Origin of the sequence: Metaplanococcus flavidus (genome assembly GCF_042675885.1) — a bacterium.
Lineage (GTDB): Bacteria > Bacillota > Bacilli > Bacillales_A > Planococcaceae > Planococcus > Planococcus flavidus.
Map to the genome: position 1 here is coordinate 12,965 of NZ_JBHTKI010000010.1, position 18,776 is coordinate 31,740.

At 44.2% G+C, this 18,776-nt stretch carries 17 protein-coding genes and 1 pseudogene; 12 read left to right on the forward strand and 6 right to left on the reverse strand.

Annotated elements, in window-relative coordinates:
- Positions 1–67: 67 nt before the first annotated feature.
- The 6 genes from ACFQ1X_RS08400 to ACFQ1X_RS08425 all read left to right on the forward strand — a co-directional run bounded on the left by ACFQ1X_RS08400 (position 68) and on the right by ACFQ1X_RS08425 (position 5,787).
- Entirely contained in the window at positions 68–1,219 is a 1,152-nt protein-coding gene (locus ACFQ1X_RS08400; protein ID WP_379082118.1) for an HD domain-containing phosphohydrolase, read from the forward strand.
- Entirely contained in the window at positions 1,216–1,560 is a 345-nt protein-coding gene (locus tag ACFQ1X_RS08405) for a DUF3307 domain-containing protein (RefSeq protein WP_144841449.1), read from the forward strand. The genes ACFQ1X_RS08400 and ACFQ1X_RS08405 overlap by 4 nt, the downstream gene beginning before the upstream one ends.
- Positions 1,561–1,571: 11 nt before the next feature.
- Entirely contained in the window at positions 1,572–3,431 is a 1,860-nt protein-coding gene (locus ACFQ1X_RS08410; protein ID WP_144841448.1) for an adenylate/guanylate cyclase domain-containing protein, read from the forward strand.
- A 507-nt stretch (positions 3,432–3,938) separates the two neighbouring features.
- Complete coding sequence (locus ACFQ1X_RS08415; protein ID WP_144841446.1) at positions 3,939–4,463, forward strand: sigma-70 family RNA polymerase sigma factor; 525 nt, start codon at positions 3,939–3,941, stop codon at positions 4,461–4,463.
- Entirely contained in the window at positions 4,456–5,301 is an 846-nt protein-coding gene (locus ACFQ1X_RS08420) for a hypothetical protein (protein ID WP_144841444.1), read from the forward strand. The genes ACFQ1X_RS08415 and ACFQ1X_RS08420 overlap by 8 nt, the downstream gene beginning before the upstream one ends.
- A 144-nt stretch (positions 5,302–5,445) precedes the next feature.
- Positions 5,446–5,787 carry a zinc ribbon domain-containing protein YjdM gene (locus ACFQ1X_RS08425; protein ID WP_144841443.1) on the forward strand — a complete coding sequence of 114 codons (342 nt, stop codon included), beginning with the start codon at positions 5,446–5,448 and terminating at the stop codon, positions 5,785–5,787.
- A 173-nt stretch (positions 5,788–5,960) separates the two neighbouring features.
- On the opposite strand, the gene ACFQ1X_RS08430 is transcribed toward ACFQ1X_RS08425, so the two are convergent.
- The 4 genes from ACFQ1X_RS08430 to ACFQ1X_RS08445 form a co-directional block, all read right to left on the reverse strand.
- The gene (locus ACFQ1X_RS08430; protein WP_144841442.1) at positions 5,961–9,116 is read right to left on the reverse strand and encodes an EAL domain-containing protein; all 3,156 of its coding nucleotides are present in this window, start codon (positions 9,114–9,116) and stop codon (positions 5,961–5,963) included.
- A 250-nt stretch (positions 9,117–9,366) separates the two neighbouring features.
- Positions 9,367–11,037, reverse strand: coding sequence for a sensor domain-containing protein (locus ACFQ1X_RS08435; RefSeq protein WP_144841441.1), 1,671 nt, complete (start codon positions 11,035–11,037; stop codon positions 9,367–9,369).
- A 63-nt stretch (positions 11,038–11,100) separates the two neighbouring features.
- Positions 11,101–13,158 (reverse strand): EAL domain-containing protein, encoded by a 2,058-nt coding sequence (locus ACFQ1X_RS08440; RefSeq protein WP_144841440.1) that lies wholly within the window; start codon positions 13,156–13,158, stop codon positions 11,101–11,103.
- 187 nt (positions 13,159–13,345) lie between these two features.
- Positions 13,346–13,765 (reverse strand): hypothetical protein, encoded by a 420-nt coding sequence (locus ACFQ1X_RS08445; protein WP_144841438.1) that lies wholly within the window; start codon positions 13,763–13,765, stop codon positions 13,346–13,348.
- 525 nt (positions 13,766–14,290) lie between these two features.
- Between ACFQ1X_RS08445 and fliW the strand changes: the two genes are divergently transcribed.
- From fliW to ACFQ1X_RS08475, 6 genes and pseudogenes are all read left to right on the forward strand, one after another.
- The gene (fliW, locus tag ACFQ1X_RS08450; RefSeq protein WP_144841436.1) at positions 14,291–14,737 is read left to right on the forward strand and encodes a flagellar assembly protein FliW; all 447 of its coding nucleotides are present in this window, start codon (positions 14,291–14,293) and stop codon (positions 14,735–14,737) included.
- Positions 14,738–14,740: 3 nt separating this feature from the next.
- Entirely contained in the window at positions 14,741–14,962 is a 222-nt protein-coding gene (gene csrA / locus ACFQ1X_RS08455; protein ID WP_033541795.1) for a carbon storage regulator CsrA, read from the forward strand.
- Positions 14,963–15,146: 184 nt separating this feature from the next.
- Positions 15,147–16,163, forward strand: coding sequence for a flagellin N-terminal helical domain-containing protein (locus ACFQ1X_RS08460; protein ID WP_144841434.1), 1,017 nt, complete (start codon positions 15,147–15,149; stop codon positions 16,161–16,163).
- Positions 16,164–16,506: 343 nt separating this feature from the next.
- Positions 16,507–16,620: pseudogene (locus tag ACFQ1X_RS08465) on the forward strand (flagellin); the annotation flags it as partial.
- Positions 16,621–16,680: 60 nt separating this feature from the next.
- Positions 16,681–16,857 carry a YjfB family protein gene (locus tag ACFQ1X_RS08470; RefSeq protein ID WP_144841432.1) on the forward strand — a complete coding sequence of 59 codons (177 nt, stop codon included), beginning with the start codon at positions 16,681–16,683 and terminating at the stop codon, positions 16,855–16,857.
- 71 nt (positions 16,858–16,928) lie between these two features.
- Complete coding sequence (locus ACFQ1X_RS08475; RefSeq protein ID WP_144841430.1) at positions 16,929–17,168, forward strand: hypothetical protein; 240 nt, start codon at positions 16,929–16,931, stop codon at positions 17,166–17,168.
- 132 nt (positions 17,169–17,300) lie between these two features.
- On the opposite strand, the gene ACFQ1X_RS08480 is transcribed toward ACFQ1X_RS08475, so the two are convergent.
- Positions 17,301–17,723, reverse strand: coding sequence for a hypothetical protein (locus ACFQ1X_RS08480; protein WP_379082131.1), 423 nt, complete (start codon positions 17,721–17,723; stop codon positions 17,301–17,303).
- Positions 17,701–18,048 carry a hypothetical protein gene (locus ACFQ1X_RS08485; RefSeq protein ID WP_379082135.1) on the reverse strand — a complete coding sequence of 116 codons (348 nt, stop codon included), beginning with the start codon at positions 18,046–18,048 and terminating at the stop codon, positions 17,701–17,703. Before ACFQ1X_RS08485 ends, ACFQ1X_RS08480 begins: the two co-directional genes overlap by 23 nt.
- Between the last annotated feature and the right edge of the window lie 728 nt (positions 18,049–18,776).

Here is an 18,776-nt window from a genome sequence, read left to right on the forward strand (position 1 = left end):
TTTTAATTCAAAATATCTCGAATTCAGCCGATAGTAATAGATAGGAAAAGAAAGTGTGGGGAGTCTCATGGAGCACGTGGAAAATTTGGAAATGCAGGTTCAGGAATTATTGAAGTTGCTTGAAGCTGCAAAACAATTGAATTCAAATTTGGAGATAGAGGAAGTGTTCCAGAACATCCTGCTGCAGATGGTGGCGATGGTTGGAGCGGAAGCAGGCACTTTATGGGTGCTTGAGCCCGAAGGTGAAGAGATTAAAGTGGTTGCAGCCTACGGGGAATCAGCCGATAAGATTGTAAATGTCCGGTTGAAGAAAAATGAGGGAATTGCCGGCAAAGTGATTATGAGCGGACAGCCGGTATTGATCCGCGATGTGCAGCAGCATCCCGATTGGTCGAACCGCGTGGATGAGTCGAGCGGTTTTGTGACGAAGTCGATGATCACCGTGCCGCTGATTGTGAAAGACAAAGTGCTGGGGTCTTTGCAGCTGTTGAATAAAAAGCAATCGGATTTCTTCAAAGATGAAGATGTTTCCCTTGCGGTGGCGCTGGCCAGCCAGTCGGCAATGGCGCTGCATAACAGCCAGATGTACGATGAGCTGCAACAGATGTTCCTCAGCATGATCCGGACGTTGGCCAAAGTGCTCGATGCGCGGGATCCGTATACAGCGGGCCATTCGGAGCGGGTCGCCAATTATTCGGTGTGGATTGCCGACAAACTGGGAATGGCTCCGGAGGAGAAAAAGGAATTATTCAAAGCAGCGCTGCTGCATGATGTCGGCAAAATTGGCATCCCGGATGACATCTTGCGAAAACCGGACCGGCTGACGGCAGAGGAATATGACTCGATTAAATTGCATACGGTGATCGGCGCCGATATCCTGTCAAACATGGAACCGAAGAAAGCGATGGCGGACGTCATCCAAACAGCCCGGTCGCATCATGAGCGCCTCGATGGCAGCGGCTATCCGGACGGGTTTAAAGGCGAGGAGATTTCGCTGTTTGCGCGGATTGTCGGGGTGGCCGATACATTTGATGCCATGACGACAGCGCGTTCGTATAGCAAAGGGATGTCTTACTATGACGGAGCGTCAGAGTTGATTCGCTGTAAAGACAGGCTGTTCGACAGCAGAATCGTCGATGCGTTCACGGCAGTTTTGACGGAATGCGATTACAATTTGGCACAGTACGAAGCGGACCATAAAAAAGAGTACCGCCTATGAGCCAGTTCGACTACCTGTTGATCGGGCATTTAATCGGCGATTTTTTGCTGCAGTCATCGTGGATGGCGAAGAATAAAGCGGCGAAATGGCTGCCTTTATTGGTGCATGTGGCCATTTATACGTTCGTGGTCAGCGTTTTCGGCATAATGTCGGGCGGCTTGTCGCTGACAGCGATTGCGTTGATTGCCATCAGCCACATTGTGTTGGATTTACGGACATTCGTATCGTTTTGGGTCAGAACTGTGCAGACGGCAAAGGGGCCGGAACAGGCGTGGCTGTGCATCATGGCCGACCAGATTTTTCATATCATCATATTAGCGATTGCCATCGCTATATCGTAGGAGAGTGACAGATGGATTTTGCACCGAAAGTATTCGTGATGGAACGCAGTTATGAGTTGAGCAAGGAAGAAGTCTGGGGATTGCTTGCAGACAACGACCGGATGAACCAGTATATCGGTTTGTTTCCGGTGTCATTCAGCACGGTGAAAAAGGATGGGCAGGGCATTTTTTACAGGGAAGCCAACGCAACAGCTGCCGGAGTCATCCCGATGGTCTGGCAGGAGTTGCCGTTTCAATGGGAAGAATTCAGAAATTACCGGATCGAGCGCCGCTATGTCAAAGGGCCGTTAAAATATTATACGTGGAATATTGAGTTGCTCGACACCTCGCAAAAATCAGAAAGCCGGCAGACGACCGTGCGCCTGACAGCGGAATTCACACCGAAAAACCTGATGGGTCTTGCTTCGATTTATGCCATTGCCGTGAAGTCGATGAAAAAAGCATTGGATTACCTGGATGATTACCTGAAGTCCGGCGCGCAGAAACTGCATGAAGCACCGCAGAAAAATGCCAGACATAAAATCGATCTGGCGGAACTGGAGCGGCTGGAGACGGTACTCCGGAATTGGCCGGTGGAAGAGGAACAAATCGGCCTGCTGCACCGCTATCTCACGGAAAAGAGCGACCACGATGCCGCGCTGATGGAACCGTTTAAAATTGCGGAGCAATGGGAAGCGGATCCGGACGCGGTGCTGCGTTTATTTCTGTATGCCACCAAATCCGGCATCCTGAATTTGAGCTGGAATCTGATCTGCCCGAATTGCCGGGTGTCGAAGTCAGCCAACACGTCCCTGTCAGGTCTGACGGCCGACTTCCACTGCGATTTATGCGGAATCAATTACGATGCCAGTTTCGATCAATTTGTCGAACTTCATTTCTCCGTTCATCCGGCGATACGAAAAGCCTACGCGGAAGTGTATTGTGTCGGCGCGCCGATCATCACGCCGCACGTCAAAGTGCAGAAAATCATCGAACGCGGCATGTCCGCCCGCTTTCCTGTACCGGAAACGGAAGGGAACTGGCGCCTCCGTGTTTTGCAGTCGAATGAAATGGTATATGTGGAAAGGGCAGATGCAGAATCGGAAACGGCCATCGGCTTTACCGATGGTGGCTGGTCTGAGTCCCGGTTGTTGCCGGTTTCAGAACTGACGGTCCATAATTCGAGTGGCCGTGATATTGTCGCGGTGCTGGAACAGGCAGACTGGAGCAAGAATGCTGTGACGGCTGCCAAAGTGACGGCGATGCAGGAATTCCGGGATCTGTTCTCTTCTGAAGTGTTGTCACCCGGCCAACAGATCGGCATCGATCATGTGACGATTCTGTTCACTGACCTGCAAGGCTCGACGTCGCTGTACGAAACGGTCGGCGACGCCAATGCCTACGGCCAGGTCAATAAACATTTCGATTTTCTTTCGCAGTGGATCGGCAAGAACAGAGGCAGTGTCGTGAAGACGATCGGCGACGCAGTCATGGCCGTTTTCCATTTGCCGGAAGATGGCTTGCGGGCGGCGCTGGAGATCCAACAGAATGTTGTGGAATTCAATAAGGATAAGAAGGATCCCATCGTGCTGAAAGTCGGCTTACACAGCGGGCCGGCAATTGCCGTTACGTCCAATGACCGGCTCGATTATTTCGGCCGGACCGTCAATCTGGCGGCGCGCATCCAGGGCCAGGGAATGGGCGGTGACATCGTCTTCAGCCGCGACTGCCTGGATCAGCCGAAATTGCGTGCACTGGTGGAGCAGGATGGCGTGAAGATGGAGGCTTTCCCGGCGAAACTGAAAGGGATTGAAGGGGAAGTGGAGCTGGTTAGGGTTGTGGTGGGTGATGGGGAGATTTTAGAAGCACTTTCTCCATATGCGTTTAACTAATAATTTTTAATAACCGATATTCCGCAAAACAGCTTCGAAGGCATTAGCCGAAGCATGCGAGGCTAATGTCTTTGCGACGAAGTGCGTAGCACTGCAGGAGCACGACTATTATTTTTGCTCCTGTCTCTGCATCGCTGCGCTAGCTTCGTCGCAAAGAGTTGCCCTCGCAGGCTTCGTTCAACTCTTCGCTGTTTTGCTCCATATCTTAGATACGCCTCAACTAAAGCCGCTCTCTCAGCACCGGCGCGGCTGAGGGGCAGGCGAATGCCGACGGAGCAAAGACGAGTGGGCTTCTCAGCTTATTGTGTGAGTTATAATATTTGCTCTGTCCATAGCGCCGAAGCGGTTTCAAATGATAATTCTTAAGTTCAACTTGTATAGTATAAAAAATGCATATAGTTATTGCCCTTTCAGCTAAACTGGCAGAAAGGGTATTTTTTATTGCCAATAACGAAACCGGAACACATCGGGCGTTGTCTAACAGATAGAGAAAAAGGGGGCGAGGGCTTGGAGAAGCGGGAGAAGGACCGGCTGCTGACGGAGGCGATGGATGAATACGGGCATTATCTGGTGCGGCTGGCGTATTCGTTTGTCAAAGAACGGACGAAGGCGGAGGACATTGTGCAGGACGTTTTTATCCGCTATTACATAAATCTGGAAAAGTTCAAAGGGCGCTCGAGCGTCAAGACGTTCCTGTACCGCATCACGGTGAATGAATGCCATAACCATTTCAGGAGCTGGGCACACCGCAAGATCGAACTCACGAACAAGCTGAGTCCGCTGTTGCCAGGTAAAGATTCGACGGAAGAAGCGGCACTGGCATCTGAACAGAGCAGCGAAGTGGCAGGGGCAATTGGCAAGCTGCCGCTGAAATACCGGGAAGTGCTGTGGCTTCATTATTATGCGGAACTGTCAGTAAAAGAAATCGCCGAGGTGCTGAAAACGTCCGATAACACGGTGAAGACGCGGCTGGCAAGAGGCCGCAAGCAAGCAGGCATCACATTTACGGAGGAGGGGCTTGAGCATGCATGAAGATTTGAAGCGGAAATTGGATGATTCGGTGCCTGAAGATGTGACTTTGTCGGATACGAAGAAGCGGCAGATTCTGAAGGCGGCGCAGGAGCGGGAGGGCGAACGCAGACCGACGAGCGTGCCGAAGTTGTTGCCGGCACTTGCTGGAGTGGCGGTGATTGGGTTGTCAGGGTTATTTGCCTACCCTTATTTGATGGAAGAAACAGACGCGCCAGAAGAAATTCGAAATGCAGAAGAAAATGAGCCTTCTTCTATAGAAGGAAACGATCCGCCAGAATCAACCCCGCCGCCAGTTGACGAAGAACCGGATGAAAATTCTGAAGAGGAAACCGATGAAACGGCAGAAGAAGATTCGGAAGAAACTTTAGATGAAAGCACCGACAAAGAGGAAACTCTAGTTGAGGATTCAGAAAGCCAGCTGCTTACAAAAGAAGAGAAGTTCATTGCGCTGTTGAATCATGAATTTTACGAAACTGGAATTGAGCTTGGAGATGAAGTGGCGGAGGTTGAAAGCAATTATCCGAATTGGCTCGAGAAGGGTGAAGTTGAGGGCGGACTCGCTACAAGTTATGGAAGCTTTATGGTAATTCGCGCTCACTTTGAAACGAAGATCAATCACGTGAATCTTAGGGAATTCACCCAGTTGACTGTTTCGCAAATTGAAGAAGTAATCGGCCAAAAAATTGAAATTGTTGCTTATTTCAATGAAATTCTAAACAGGGAAGTCATTTCCGGTGAATTTATTCTGGAAAATAAACGTTATGTCGTTATTGCTGACTCAGAAGCACAAGATGCGAAAGTGAAAGAAATCTGGATATCTGCATATTCGGGGGGATAAATTTTTGTTTTGAAGAGTCTTATAGATTATTCTCGGCAGTTTGAAATCTAATTTCGCTATGGTCAATAATGCACTCTTGGGATAAGCTTTTCCTGAGAGTGTTTTATTTAGATCGATTTTATTCAACAATTGGAGGCCACAACAATGACTGAACTACCTAATTGCCCGAAATGCAACTCGGAATATGTCTACGAAGACGGCAGCCAGCTGGTGTGCCCGGAATGTGCGCATGAATGGACGCCGGGAGCGGAAAATGAGTCGGCGGAAGAAGCGGAAATTGTGAAAGATGCCAATGGCAATGTATTGCAGGACGGCGATTCTGTCACCGTCATCAAGGATTTGAAAGTAAAAGGCAGTTCCTCTGTCCTGAAGCAGGGCACAAAAGTGAAAAGCATTCGCCTGGTCGATGGCGATCACGATATCGACTGCAAGATTGATGGTTTCGGGCAGATGAAGTTGAAGTCAGAGTTTGTGAAGAAGGGGTGATTAGAGTGAAGTCCCTATAAATTTCGTCCAGCTATATTTCTTCAGGAAAGGCGATGGGAAATCCAGGAGTTATCAAATTTTCCTGTTTGAAAAGAAATTTTATGCTTCTATAAGAAAAACAACCAGTAAATTGAATTCGAATTTACTGGTTGTTTTTATATGCATTTTTAAGTTCAGCGTGATTTGATTGGCTTCTTAAGCCATACCTGCTCCAATTGCTCCGCAGGAAGCGGATGGCTGTAAAAGTATCCTTGTCCAAATACATCGAATAATTTTAACGCCTCGGCCTGTTCCTGGGTTTCAATGCCCTCTACAATAACTTCTGCGTTCAAGTTTTTGCCGACATCAATTATAGCTGCCAAAATAAACATATTGCGCCGGTTGCTGAGAATTTCATCAATAAGGGATTTGTCGATTTTTAACGTATCAATCTCCACATTCTTAATCACATTCAGCGAGGAGTAGCCGGCTCCAAAATCATCAATTGCTATCTTCAAACCGAGTTTCTTCAACTCATTAATGATGAGTGACGACTCCTCGATGTTCAGCAAGACGCTTTCGGTAATTTCAATTTCCAGATTGCGAGGATCCACATTCTCTTTTTCCAGGATTTTTTTCACTTTCCAGCAAAGGTCTTCATCATGGAATTGTCTGGCCGAGACGTTCACAGAAACCTTGACTTGCGGGCGCCCATCCCTTTCCCATTCCTTCATTTGACGGCAAGCCTCTTGGACCACCCATTCGCCGATTGGCAGAATGAGCCCTGTCTCTTCAGCTATGGGAATAAATTCCGATGGAGAAATTAAACCTGATGGGGAATTCCAGCGGATGAGCGCTTCAAGCCCAACCAGGATTTCTGTTTGCAAATTGACCTGTGGCTGGTAGTAAAGTTGGAATTCTTCGTGTTTAAGAGCCTGTTGCAATTCTTGCTCCAATTGCATTTTTCTGTTGATTTTCTCGTTCAGCTCTTCTGTGAAGAATTGATAATTGTTCTTTCCTTTTTTCTTGGCGGAATACATGGCGACATCTGCTTGCCTGATCAGCGACTCTTCATCGCTTGTACATACCGGCTGTAAGCTGATGCCGATGCTGAGCGACATAACGACTTCCTGGTCTAAAAGAAAGAACGGTCGCTTCATATCTTCTAAAATCTGCTCGGCGAGTCGGCGCACTTCCGCTTCTGTTCCTTCTTCCAACACAATGATGAATTCATCGCCGCCCAGTCTGGAGATAGTGGCATTTTTCGATAGACAAGATTGAATTCTGGCTGAAACTTTTTTCAGGAAGATATCTCCTCCATGGTGCCCGAGTAAATCATTGATTCCTTTAAAATCATCGAAATCGACGAGAAGAACAGCAATCATTTGCTGCATTTCCTGGGCTGTCTTCACAACTTTCTGGAGATGCTGGTAAAACCAATGGCGATTTGGAAGACCGGTCAACTGGTCGGTAAAGGCTAATTCATTTATCCTCTTTTGCGCTTCCTTTTTTTCGGTCACATCCCGGACAATCGCAAAAACCCCATTGATCTGGCCTTGTTTGTGTTTGGGTACCGCGTTAATATCCACTTCAATCAACGCTCCAAATCTATTTCGGATCACATGCTCGAAATTGACGGGACTCCCGTCAAGCAATTCCGAGAATATTCCATTGACCCTCTCCAAATCCTTGGCAATAAAAGCAGGGAAAGACATGGTCAGAAGTTCGTCTTTAGAATAACCGGTCAGTTTTTCTGTCATTTTATTGGCATCTGTAAAAAATCCTGCCTGATCAATTTCAAAGACGGCATCCAAGTTATGGTCAAAGAGAGACCTGTACTTCTCTTCGTTCTCTTCCAATAAAGCGAGTGCCTTTTTTTCTTTTGAAATGTCCTTGGCAATGCCATAAACCCCTGTTACTTTTTCATCAACAATGATAGGCATGTTTGTTATTTTTAAAGGAATTCTGTCGCCATTTTTATGAACAGCGAGGATCTCATAGTTTTGAGGCGTGCCCGCTAAGGCTTTTAAAAACTTCTTATTGGCCATCTCTAAATAGTCAGAATCCACTACAACATGAAACGTCATGGCAATCATTTCTTCTAAGGAATACCCCAGCATCTCTTCCAATGAATGATTGATATTCATCAGTTGACCAGCCGGGTCCAACGAATAGATGCCATCCGGATTATTCTTGAAAAGGGATTGATAGCGTTGGCGGTTTTCTTCCAGTTCTCTGCCTGTTTTCTTATGCTCCGTAATATCCCGCAGCACTAATTGTATGCCTGGCTTTCCTTCGAACTCAATGCCGACCCCGGTTACTTCCACATCAATGGTTAATCCGGCCGGAGTGAGAATTTGCTGTTCCATCGGCAACGCCCTGAAGCCCGTTTTCAAGTTGTGATTCCGTTCCCTTACAGTCTCTTTGAGGTCAGATGGCACGAAATCAAGAATTGATTTGCCGATCAACTCATTTTTATCGGCTTTGCCCACCATTGTTAAACAGGCTTCATTGATGAAAACAATTTTATAATCGCAATGCACAACTATCGGTTCAGGAGAAAGTTCCGCTAAACGGCGGAAGCGTTCTTCGCTTTCTTTCACCTTCGCCGTTAAACGCCTTTCAATAGTAAGTGTCCGTGAATCAAGAAAAGCCAAATAGGCTGCGCTGCTCATAATGATGAATACAGTTATTGAGACGATTGCGGCCAGTGTTAAAGGTTGCATACCCTCAACAGTCTCATTTTGGACTTGGGGAAGATAAAAAACAGCTTTCATGCCGATGTAGTGCATCAGCGAAACGGCTAATCCTAAGAGCACTGCGCTGAACGCTTTCCGGCTGGCAGAAGCATGCCCTTCTTTTATTTCAAAGAAAACTTTCAAAGCAATTGATGAAAATACCATCGCTACGAGGATTGAAAGGACAAAATAAAAAGAATTGAATTGAAGTTCTACCGGTTTTATTATTGCGAGCATGCCGATATAATGCGTCGCGACAATACCGATTCCTATAAAGAAACCACTTGCCATCACTTTGATCTTATTTACAGATATTACATGCAGGATGTAAAAGGCGATGAATGATGCGAAAACTGCCGCGGCCAGAGAAGCAAAAAGCAGGAAGGGGTTATAGGTTAACGGCGAATGGAGGTGAAAAGCCATCATGCCGATAAAGTGCATTGAAAAAATCCCCATCCCCATCACAAGTGAGCCGGAAAACATCCATATCAGTTGTCCGGACCTTCTTCGGTCCAACATTCTTTCGGCTAAAATCAAGGCGGTATATGATGAGACAATTCCGATAACGACCGAAAGGATCATCAGAAAGGGGCTAGCAGATTCGTAAAACATTACTTTCAATCCTTTCTTTTACGCAAATCAAGAATTCATATAATTTGTAAAGGCTGTATTAAAAGAGTAAATAAGTTCTGGATATGTAGAGAAGACGAAATTTATGACGATGCAATCTGAACTTAAGAAAATAGCTGAATGCAGGAGGATATACAAACACTTTCCTTTACTGTTAATTGTTCTGCCTATTGATTTTAAGTTATATTTTTATTTGCAGAGGATTTCAAGCCATCTGGCATGCCGTTGCAACTTACAGCATGCGGATACGATAAGTGCCGCGCCCGGCTTCTTTGGACTCATACATAGCTATATCGGCATTTTTTAATATGGTTGATACATCAGCTCCGGCCAATGGCGTTAAAGCGATGCCCATACTGGCACTGACTTTCAGGGAAACATCCTGGTTTTCCCACGATTGCGCCATCGTTACTTGAATCTTTTGCGCCATCTTTTCTGCTTGATCAGCAGTTTTTATGCCGGGGAGAAGAAGGATGAATTCGTCGCCGCCGAGCCGTGCGGCGACATCTCCGTCACCTGTGCTTTGGAGTAAACGTTTGCCGAACTCTTCAATGACAGCGTCGCCGACATCATGGCCTAATTGATCGTTAATGGCTTTGAAATGATCAATATCAAGAAGGAATACGGTTAAAATATCTTCTTTATTGGAAGAATGATTTATTTTTTCCAAGATGGATTCCTTCAAAAACCGGCGATTCGGGAGACCGGTTAAAGAATCGTGGTAAGCATCATACTGCAATTGTGTTTCCCGTTCCTTGTGCAGCGTGATGTCCTGGGTAATCGTCAGCATGTGGACAAATTGATGTTGTTCATCGAAAATCGGAATACCCTGGACCTCTGTCCAGATCCAGCCTCGGGTTTTGTGCTGAAGCCTTGCCTCCAGTATATACGTCTGTGCCTCCTGAATTGCCAGTGAAAAAGCTTTTCTCACTTGTGGGATATCTTCAGGGTAAACATTGTAGAACGGTGGCCTTTCCAGGTATTCTTCCGGCTCCAACCCGTATACCCGTTTGCTGGAAGGTGAGACATAGATGGTTTCTCCTTCATGATCCATCAGGACAATGACGTCATGGGCGTTTTCAGCGATAATCCGGAAACGATTTTCACTTTCCAAATACTGGCTGGAAACTTTGTCCAGCTCCCTCATATCCTTTAGCGTGGCATAGACACCCACGATTTCATTTTTCACTTCAATCGGAGCGAAATGGACGAGAATACCAATCGATTGTCTTGAATTTCCTATAAATATTGTTCTGAAATCATTTGAAGTTCCGGATAAAGCCAATTGGATATACATACTTAGTAATTCGCAATCTTTCTGGGGAATATACTTGCTAAAGTCCGTGCCAATTAAGTCATTCATTGGATAGCTTGTCAGCTGTTCAACAGTGGAATTGCCTGCCAGAATCCGACCCTTCAAATCCAGGGAAAAGATGGCGTCTGCATTGTTCTCATATAAGGAACGATAGCGGGACCGGCTTTCTTTTAATCTTTCCCATGCTTCTTCGCTTGCCATTTTAGCCAGCCGTTCACCAGTAGTATCTTTGACGACGCCGATAACGTGGGAACACATGCCTGTTTCATCAAACAGCGGAGTTAATGTGGTTTCTGAATAATAATGTTCGCCCGCAGGGGAAACATACGTGTCTTCAAAGATGATTTCTCCTTCGGTTTCCAACACTTTCTCATAGTGCCCATTTAATATGCCAGCTGCGGCCGGAGCATGTGTTTCCTGAAAGGTCTTGCCGATATCTTGTTGTGCCAAATGAGTTCTTTCGAAAACTGCCCGGTTGAAAAATTCGTATTTGAGCGCTGACCGGTCTGTAACGTTTACCATGAATACCATATCTTTTATCGCTTCCATTAAGGCAATGTTAAAGGGAAGCACCCTTGTTTTACTCATCAGTTAATTTCCTTTCTCAAATAAATTTCTGTCTTATTTTTTCAACTCCTCAGTGTGAACAACTTAAGGTAGCGATTCCTGTTTAACGGCCTGTGTGTTTGGTGTGAAATTATACTGGGCCTGCAAGTATTTCGCTTCGAAATCGACGGTTTTCATGGGCTTGTCGTACAAATAACCCTGAAAAATGCTGCAGTCATTTTTTAACAGGAAATCCGCTTCTTCAACACGTTCGACGCCTTCAGCCACCAATTCACATTCAATGCTTTTTGCCAGATGGATCAGGGATTTCAGCACAGCTTCCGATTTCGGGTTCTGCCCAATTTTTTGTACAAAAAACCGGTCGATTTTGATTTTGGTGATCGGAAAATGCGTCAAATACGAGATCATTGAAAAACCGGTTCCGAAATCATCGATGGCAATTGACATTCCTTTGGATCTGCACAGCAGCAGATTTTCCAATGTTTTGGGCGAATAGGTCAATTCCGCCTGCTCCGTAATCTCAATTTCAATAAACCGGGGATTAATCTTATAGCGATCCATCAACTCAATAAAGTCATTAAAGAAACCTGTATTGCTGAGAAGTGAAGCCGTCATATTGATCGCTGTCCGCAAATTCCATCCGAAGGTTCTCTCCCATTCTTTCATTTGGCCAAACACTTCTTCAAGCAGGTGGGAAGTCAACGATACAATGTGCCCAGTTTCCTCCGCCACCTGGATGAATTCAGGCGGTGGGAGTTGGCCGAGCTCCGGGTGTGCCCATCGTGACAACACTTCGACACCCACAATCTTGCCGGAATTGCCGTCAATTTGGGGTTGCAGGGTATAGTAAAAACCTTTTGATTTTAAATCGCCGGCAAGCCCTTCTTCGATGAGTGCCCGGCGATTGCGCTGTGTTATCATTTTGGGACGGAAAAATGCATGTGAGATGCCGCTGACAAGTTTAGCTTCACACATCGCGATTTCAGCATAAGAAAGAAGTTCGTTTATTGTCGGGGCATCGAAAGGATAGCAGGCGATACCGACACTGGCACTGATATTGACCTTCTGCCCGTTTTCCATGGATATTGGTTTGCAAAAAATCTCTTCAATCTGCTCAACGGCTGCGGCCAATCTTTCATCGCAACTGTATTCTCGTACAATCAGAAACTCACTCCCATCCGAACGGGCAATGTGACAGGTGTCACTGGCGAATTCCGTTAATTCATCTGCCACTTTTTTCATGATGATGTCACCCGCATTGTGGGTGTACATAGAGTTGATGAAATTCAGGTTATCGATGGTAAGGTGGAAAACGGAAAACTTTTTTCTTTGTTCCAAGAGGGAGTGAATGATTTGGATGATTAGCTGACGGTTCGGCAATCTGGTCAAGTAATCATAATAAGCAAATTCCGTCAATTGGACCTCTGTTTTTTTCCGTTCACTTACGTCCTGGAAATAGACGGATAAGCCGCCTTTTGCCAATGGGCAAGCTTTTACTTGGAACCATTTATCCAGCGGTTGATAGTAATCGACAAACTCTACTATGGTCTGTTCTGTCAAGGCGCGTCTGTAATGATGGTGGAAATTTGTATCCAGAGCCTCCGGGAAGAGTGTAAACAATTCTCTTCCAGCCGCATTTCCGCGCCTGCATTCCAGCAGGACTTCACCGATCTCATTTATATAGATTACTTGCAGGTCATCGTCCAATAAGAAGAAGCCTTCTGTCATGCTTTCTAAAACAATTTCGGCAGATATGGGGTGAAGTGAATCGAGAGAAATTGGCTTATGGTAAACGATCGCTCCGGTTGCCCGGCCGGAAGGGGAATTCACACGGCGGACGTTCACTTGCAGCCATTGTGTTTCGCCGTCTCCCAGAAGAAACGGATAAACCTGTTTGTGCTCGCTTTTGTCGCCTGCCAGCACTTGCTTTATGGAATGCAGTTCACTCACTTTGCCGCGGGTTTCCAATTGCCCGAAATAATCTGATCCCGGTTCCCATAGGGCTTCTCTTACATCATGCTCTTTGCAGAAATCCACCCATGCTTGATTCACTTTAATTATTGTGCCATTTTCATCAATGGCAATCAGGTATTCATCTATTGTATTGATCCATTCCTGAATTTGACCGTGATCTTGTTCCAATTCATTCACGTCCTTTTCTGATAGAGCACAAATTTAAGCTTGCAGATCCTGAAACATTTTTTATAGGATGTGCCTTAATACAAACTGTATTATTAGACGGAAATTAATTATTCTGAAATAACTTGAAGGTAAAATTTTTTGGGGGTTTTCTCTATGATGCAGTGATATTTAAGACGTGGGTAAAGCTTTACCCCCATTTGCAAATGTATTCATCAGAGGAATTGGCTTCTATTTCGAATGACCTTATCAATTCACACATACTATAGAATACGAGGAGCCGGGAACGCGACATGATTTTGATTTTATTGTCATCTATGTACTCAATCGAATCCATTTTTTTATTGAAGTAATGCATTTCGGAATACAAAGGGATGTTGATCACACTGCTTAAACCGGTTTTCGACAATTGAAAGCTCGACAATTGATAGATGGAACCTTCAATATACTCGCTTCCCCAGGAAAACAGCAGCACCAAATCATCTTTTTCCATCACATGAATCGTTTCTTCCCTGGTTGAGAGCGTGACTTCAATTGTTTTTCCCACAAACTTCTTCAACATTTCTAATTCGATTGCGGGCAAAGAAGGTTGTCTTCTGAAAATAAACATCAAATTTCTCCTTTACAAATTTAACTTCATACAAATGTTCTACCTGCTTTTCTCACTACGGTATCATATATCTATTTTCGGCATAACATAACAGGTATTTAGAGCTATTTTTGCGTATTTCTAATAAATAGATATCTCCATTTTCTTAAAACAGGTATTTTTATGCTTTAAAAGCGATAAAAAGAGTAATTTCATGTCATTAAAAAATTGATATTTTCAGTAAATTAACTTGATTAACTGTTGCAAATAAAACAAAGTTTCTGTGAATTCGGGTTGAAGGTATATTAGAGGGGGGAATGGTTTTCTTCAGCTATAAGAAATGAGGAGCGGGGTATGTGATATTTATAGAAGGTTTTAATTTTTTCAACAGATAGCGCAGACAAAAGATCCTTTCCATTAACTGAAGAAAATCTTTTGGTGGAGTGGGGGGTGATGGTGGAATTTGAAAGATGGCTGTTTAAAAGATCCAAGCTGTGTGAAAATAGGAACTAGCAAAAGAATCAAAAGAGTTGAAAGGAGCACATTATGAAAATCCAAACGACCCGTTTCGGTGAAATAGAAGTAGCAGACGCAAGCGTCATTACATTTACTAGAGGGATTCCCGGTTTTGATGAATACCAGAAATACGTCCTGATCCCGGCCGACACCACAGAGGAGACGCCGTTTTTCTTCCTGCAATCGCTGGAAGCGGAAGACATCAGCTTTTTCCTCGTCGATCCGTTTTCATTCTACAAGGATTACGATGTCAAAATTGCCGACCAGACAGTGGAGCGCCTCCAACTCGAAGAACCGGCCGACGCACTGGTGCTGACGACCGTGACGGTGCCTGGAGACATGCAGCACGCCACCACCAACCTGAAAGCGCCGCTCGTCATCAATAACCGCAAGCAGCTCGGCATGCAAACCGTGCTGGACAATAAAACCTACGAAATCAAACAGCCGCTATTCCAGGCTGAAGCAAGGAAGGTGTAGGCGATGCTCGTACTCGGACGAAAAAAAGGCGAATCGATCATCATCGACGACCAAATCGAAATTACCATCAACTCCGTGGAAGGCGAAACCGTCAAGCTCGGCATCGAAGCCCCGCGGCATATAACGATTCACCGGAAAGAAGTGTACCTCGAGATTCAGGAAGAGAATAAGAAAGCGATGTCGAATGTGATTGATATCAGCGATTTTTTGAAGATGAAGAAGTGATGGGGGCCTGCAGAGATGCGGGCTTTTTTTTTACATTTCCAGAAGAAACGAAAAGTTTTCTGAAATTAATTTTAAAAAACGCTAAACATTTTAAAACCCTCTCCGATAAAGATAGTGTAAGGAAGTTCAAACGGATTTGAACCCTTACAAAAACAAAAAATACATTACACGGAGGTAATACACAATGATTATCAATCACAACATCACAGCTTTAAACACGCATCGCCAAATGGGTGCAGCAAACAATGCTCAAGCAAGCAGCATGGAAAAACTTTCTTCGGGTCTTCGCATCAACAGCGCGAAAGATGATGCAGCAGGTCTTTCGATCTCTGAGAAAATGCGCGGACAGATTCGCGGGTTGGAGCAAGCTTCACGTAATGCACAAGATGGTATTTCAATGATTCAAACAGCTGAAGGTGCTTTGAACGAAACTCATGACATGTTACAACGTATGCGTGAACTTACTGTACAAGCGAACAATGGAACAAATAATGACGATGATTTAAAAGGTATTCAAAAAGAAATTAGTGAATTATCAACAGAAATCACAGAATTAGCATCGAGAACAGAATTTAATACAAAATCTCTTCTTACTGGAAACCTGGGTGTTAAAGGTGATGGAACTGGGGCTGAGTTAGGTTTAATAGCCCAGGAAATTGATTTAGATGTTTCTGGAGCAAGAAGTGGTGCTGAATTTACTATTTCACAAGCTGCAGGCGCAGTTACATTAACTGATGAATTAGGAAATGTACAAACTATTGCTGTAACTGATGAGTCAGATGTAGATGGAACTCTTGATTTTGATGCCTTAGGCGTGAAATTCACTGGTAAAGATATGGACTTTACTGATGTACTTGTGGATACTTTAGATATAACTACTGAGGGTAACTCAGCAACACTTCAGATTGGTGCTAACACAAATCAAACACTTACTCTTCAATTTAACGATATGCAGGCAACTGCACTTGGTACAGCGAGTACTAAAATAAGCGCTGTAGATGTAACAAATGCTGCACAAACTTTTGATGATAGATTAAATGCTATTGACGAAGCAATGAAACAAGTTTCAAGTGAACGTTCAAAAATGGGTGCATGGCAAAATCGAATGGAACATACAATTAATAACTTAAACACTTCTTCTGAAAACCTAACAGCAGCGGAATCACGTATCCGCGACGTTGATTATGCCGAAGCCGCGTAAGCGAGCCGAGGTACAGTCGTCCTGGCCGGTAACAGCCAGAGATTACGATCGGGTGAATTGCTGGAAACCCCTTATAGCTTTTATTGCCACAACGCAGCTGGAAACGGCAAACGTGACGGTTCGAAAAAATAAAAGATTGGGCAATCAGCAGCCAAGCTCCTGTCTCGAAAGAGTGGAGAAGGTTCAACGACTAGGATAGACCGTCTAAGGCGAGAGCTATGGCGATGAAATCCGTAGGTGACACAGTGTCCATCAGCACTGCTTGATCCGAAGTGCCCGACCCCTACTAATACTAGAGGGTGAAGATATAGTCTAGTCATTTATGAAAGTAAATGTTCGCACGATGGCGAAAGAGATGATGAACCAAACAAGAAACTCAATTCTTGCACAAGCATCACAAGCAATGTTGGCTCAAGCAAATCAGCAGCCACAAGCTGTTCTTCAATTACTACGTTAATCTTAAAAATGGGAGCCTAATTTTAGGCTCCTTTTTCTATAAGAACGAGGAGGAGATAAAATGGATATCGGAGCGCTATCAACGGTATTGAGTCAGGTGAATGTAAGACAGGAAGCATCTGTCTCGGTTATGAAAAAATCGATGGACCAGGCAGAGTCAAATGGCGATAATACTGTTAAGATGTTGGAGCAATCTGTTCGACCGCATCTTGGTGGATCGGTTGATTTAAAAGGATGAGATTTTCACGAATAATAGCCATGGAAAATTCCATGGCTATTATTTATATGAATGGATAATGAGGTGATCGAGTGGATCAAAATCAAAATGAACGAAAAGAATTTCTCCAACAGCAGCTCCAATGGACTAAAGGGCAAATTGATATCTTAGATCAAATGGATATGAAGTTGCAGGAGATGAAAGGGATTGCGGAGCATGTGGCTCACAATGAGCTTTCACAATCGGAAATAGTTAATTCATCGGCTGAGATAAATGCGTTGAATCAAGAATACGAAAAACTAATAGAATCCTATCAAATGGTAGTGCATTGATCTTGCCTATAGTTGAAAGCAATAGGTCGTTAGCTGGCTGACGGTCAAACCGGTTTGTTGTTTTAATTCTTGCAAAGATTCTCTGTAGGTTGGAAGGATTTTTATTTGATAGGGCCTGGTGCCAGTAATTTGCTATAAAACTATGTTGTGCCTAAAAAATCCTTCCCGATTTTTAGCAGCTTCGATGATTCGAGCTAACTTGATGTACTGCCTATTTATTTCTTCGGTAGGTTTAGTTAGGACAAGATGATCCGGCAGGTAAATAGTAGTTCGGTCTGCAATCGGTTTTACTCGATAAGCAGGACGCTTTTTTCTGCTCATTGATTCGTGGAGATAAGGATCTACAATTTGGAGGAAATAGTATATTTGGAACTGATCGTATAATAATAGCCTGTTCTGGCCATCCAAAGAGAAATGAAATCCGTATTTGTCCAGAAGAAAATGCTGGAGAAAAAGATTTTCGCCTTGACTGAAACTGTCAGTAGATAGAATGATTTTTCTCGGAATATCTCCATCTAATTTTAAATGCCCATCATCCTGATACCACCAGGCCAAACTCCGCTCTGTGAAATTTTCTTCTATATAAGAAAGGCAGTTCTTTCTTTCCTACGGGATACCAAGTCTCATATAGATGAGAGATTTCATCGGAAGTTCGCGATTGAACTACATAGCTTTCGGTATAACCCAGGGTCATTCGTGGATCAAACAACTTTCTGTATTTAGGTGCGGCTAGTGGCAGGAATCCACATAGCTGTTCATAGCAATATAAGCTCCAGCCCTTGTCTTTTGCACAATGAGTAAATTGAAATCTCGGTTTCCGGTTCTGCTCTTTTGTCAGACAGCCATCCCCTAATAACTTTCCGCAAATTAAATCATGCAAAATAACCGCTCCTTTCTTCAAAGATCCTCTATTTAATTATACGTTCAGTTGTAGAAATAGCTCTTCTACTCTCTCCTAGCATAAAAGTGCAGTGTCACGTCATTTGCAGCGATGCAGGAACATCAGACAATTGCCAGGTAGTGTCTTATTAGAATAATGCGTATAAGCCGGTGTCTGTTTCGTGGTCTGCAGCAAACTAACCTACTGCTGCTGGGACTGCTGTTCACCCAGTGGTGCCGAATTTGAAACCGGATCTGAGCTTCAAGACGATTCAATTTATCAAGCTGGAAAGTTCAGCGGACATTGCAGCATTGTCAAAGGCAATTAGCCAAATGAACGTAAGACAAGAAGCATCTGTCTTTATTATGAAGAAATCAATGGACTAGGCACAGTCTGGTGGACAAGATGTGGTGAAAATGTTGGAGCAATCTGTTTGGCCTCGTATCGGTGTCTCGGTTGATTTAAAGTTGTAACAATCCAATATAACAATTTTAAATAATTCTCTTTTTTGATCTCCTCATATTGTATGGAAATGATGCAATATCTTATTTAGACATGAGGTTCTGAAGCAAGAACGTTTTAAATCATTACTAGCATTTAAGGATTTTAGTATTTGGTAATTGAGTGAATCAATTTCATAAATCGCCCTTTTAAAAAGTGCAGACGATTTTTCGGATCATTTTTTCCGTTTTTTAAATTTAGGCAGCTGCTAAAGCGGCGTGCTTGGC

Bases quoted from the DNA above. Each gene is read 5' to 3' on its own strand.
- ACFQ1X_RS08400 (WP_379082118.1), top strand. From the start codon at position 68: ATGGAGCACGTGGAAAATTTGGAAATGCAGGTTCAGGAATTATTGAAG.
- ACFQ1X_RS08405 (WP_144841449.1), top strand. From the start codon at position 1,216: ATGAGCCAGTTCGACTACCTGTTGATCGGGCATTTAATCGGCGATTTT.
- ACFQ1X_RS08410 (WP_144841448.1), top strand. From the start codon at position 1,572: ATGGATTTTGCACCGAAAGTATTCGTGATGGAACGCAGTTATGAGTTG.
- ACFQ1X_RS08420 (WP_144841444.1), top strand. From the start codon at position 4,456: ATGCATGAAGATTTGAAGCGGAAATTGGATGATTCGGTGCCTGAAGAT.
- ACFQ1X_RS08425 (WP_144841443.1), top strand. From the start codon at position 5,446: ATGACTGAACTACCTAATTGCCCGAAATGCAACTCGGAATATGTCTAC.
- ACFQ1X_RS08430 (WP_144841442.1), bottom strand. From the start codon at position 9,116: ATGTTTTACGAATCTGCTAGCCCCTTTCTGATGATCCTTTCGGTCGTT.
- ACFQ1X_RS08435 (WP_144841441.1), bottom strand. From the start codon at position 11,037: ATGAGTAAAACAAGGGTGCTTCCCTTTAACATTGCCTTAATGGAAGCG.
- ACFQ1X_RS08445 (WP_144841438.1), bottom strand. From the start codon at position 13,765: ATGTTTATTTTCAGAAGACAACCTTCTTTGCCCGCAATCGAATTAGAA.
- fliW (WP_144841436.1), top strand. From the start codon at position 14,291: ATGAAAATCCAAACGACCCGTTTCGGTGAAATAGAAGTAGCAGACGCA.
- csrA (WP_033541795.1), top strand. From the start codon at position 14,741: ATGCTCGTACTCGGACGAAAAAAAGGCGAATCGATCATCATCGACGAC.
- ACFQ1X_RS08460 (WP_144841434.1), top strand. From the start codon at position 15,147: ATGATTATCAATCACAACATCACAGCTTTAAACACGCATCGCCAAATG.
- ACFQ1X_RS08470 (WP_144841432.1), top strand. From the start codon at position 16,681: ATGGATATCGGAGCGCTATCAACGGTATTGAGTCAGGTGAATGTAAGA.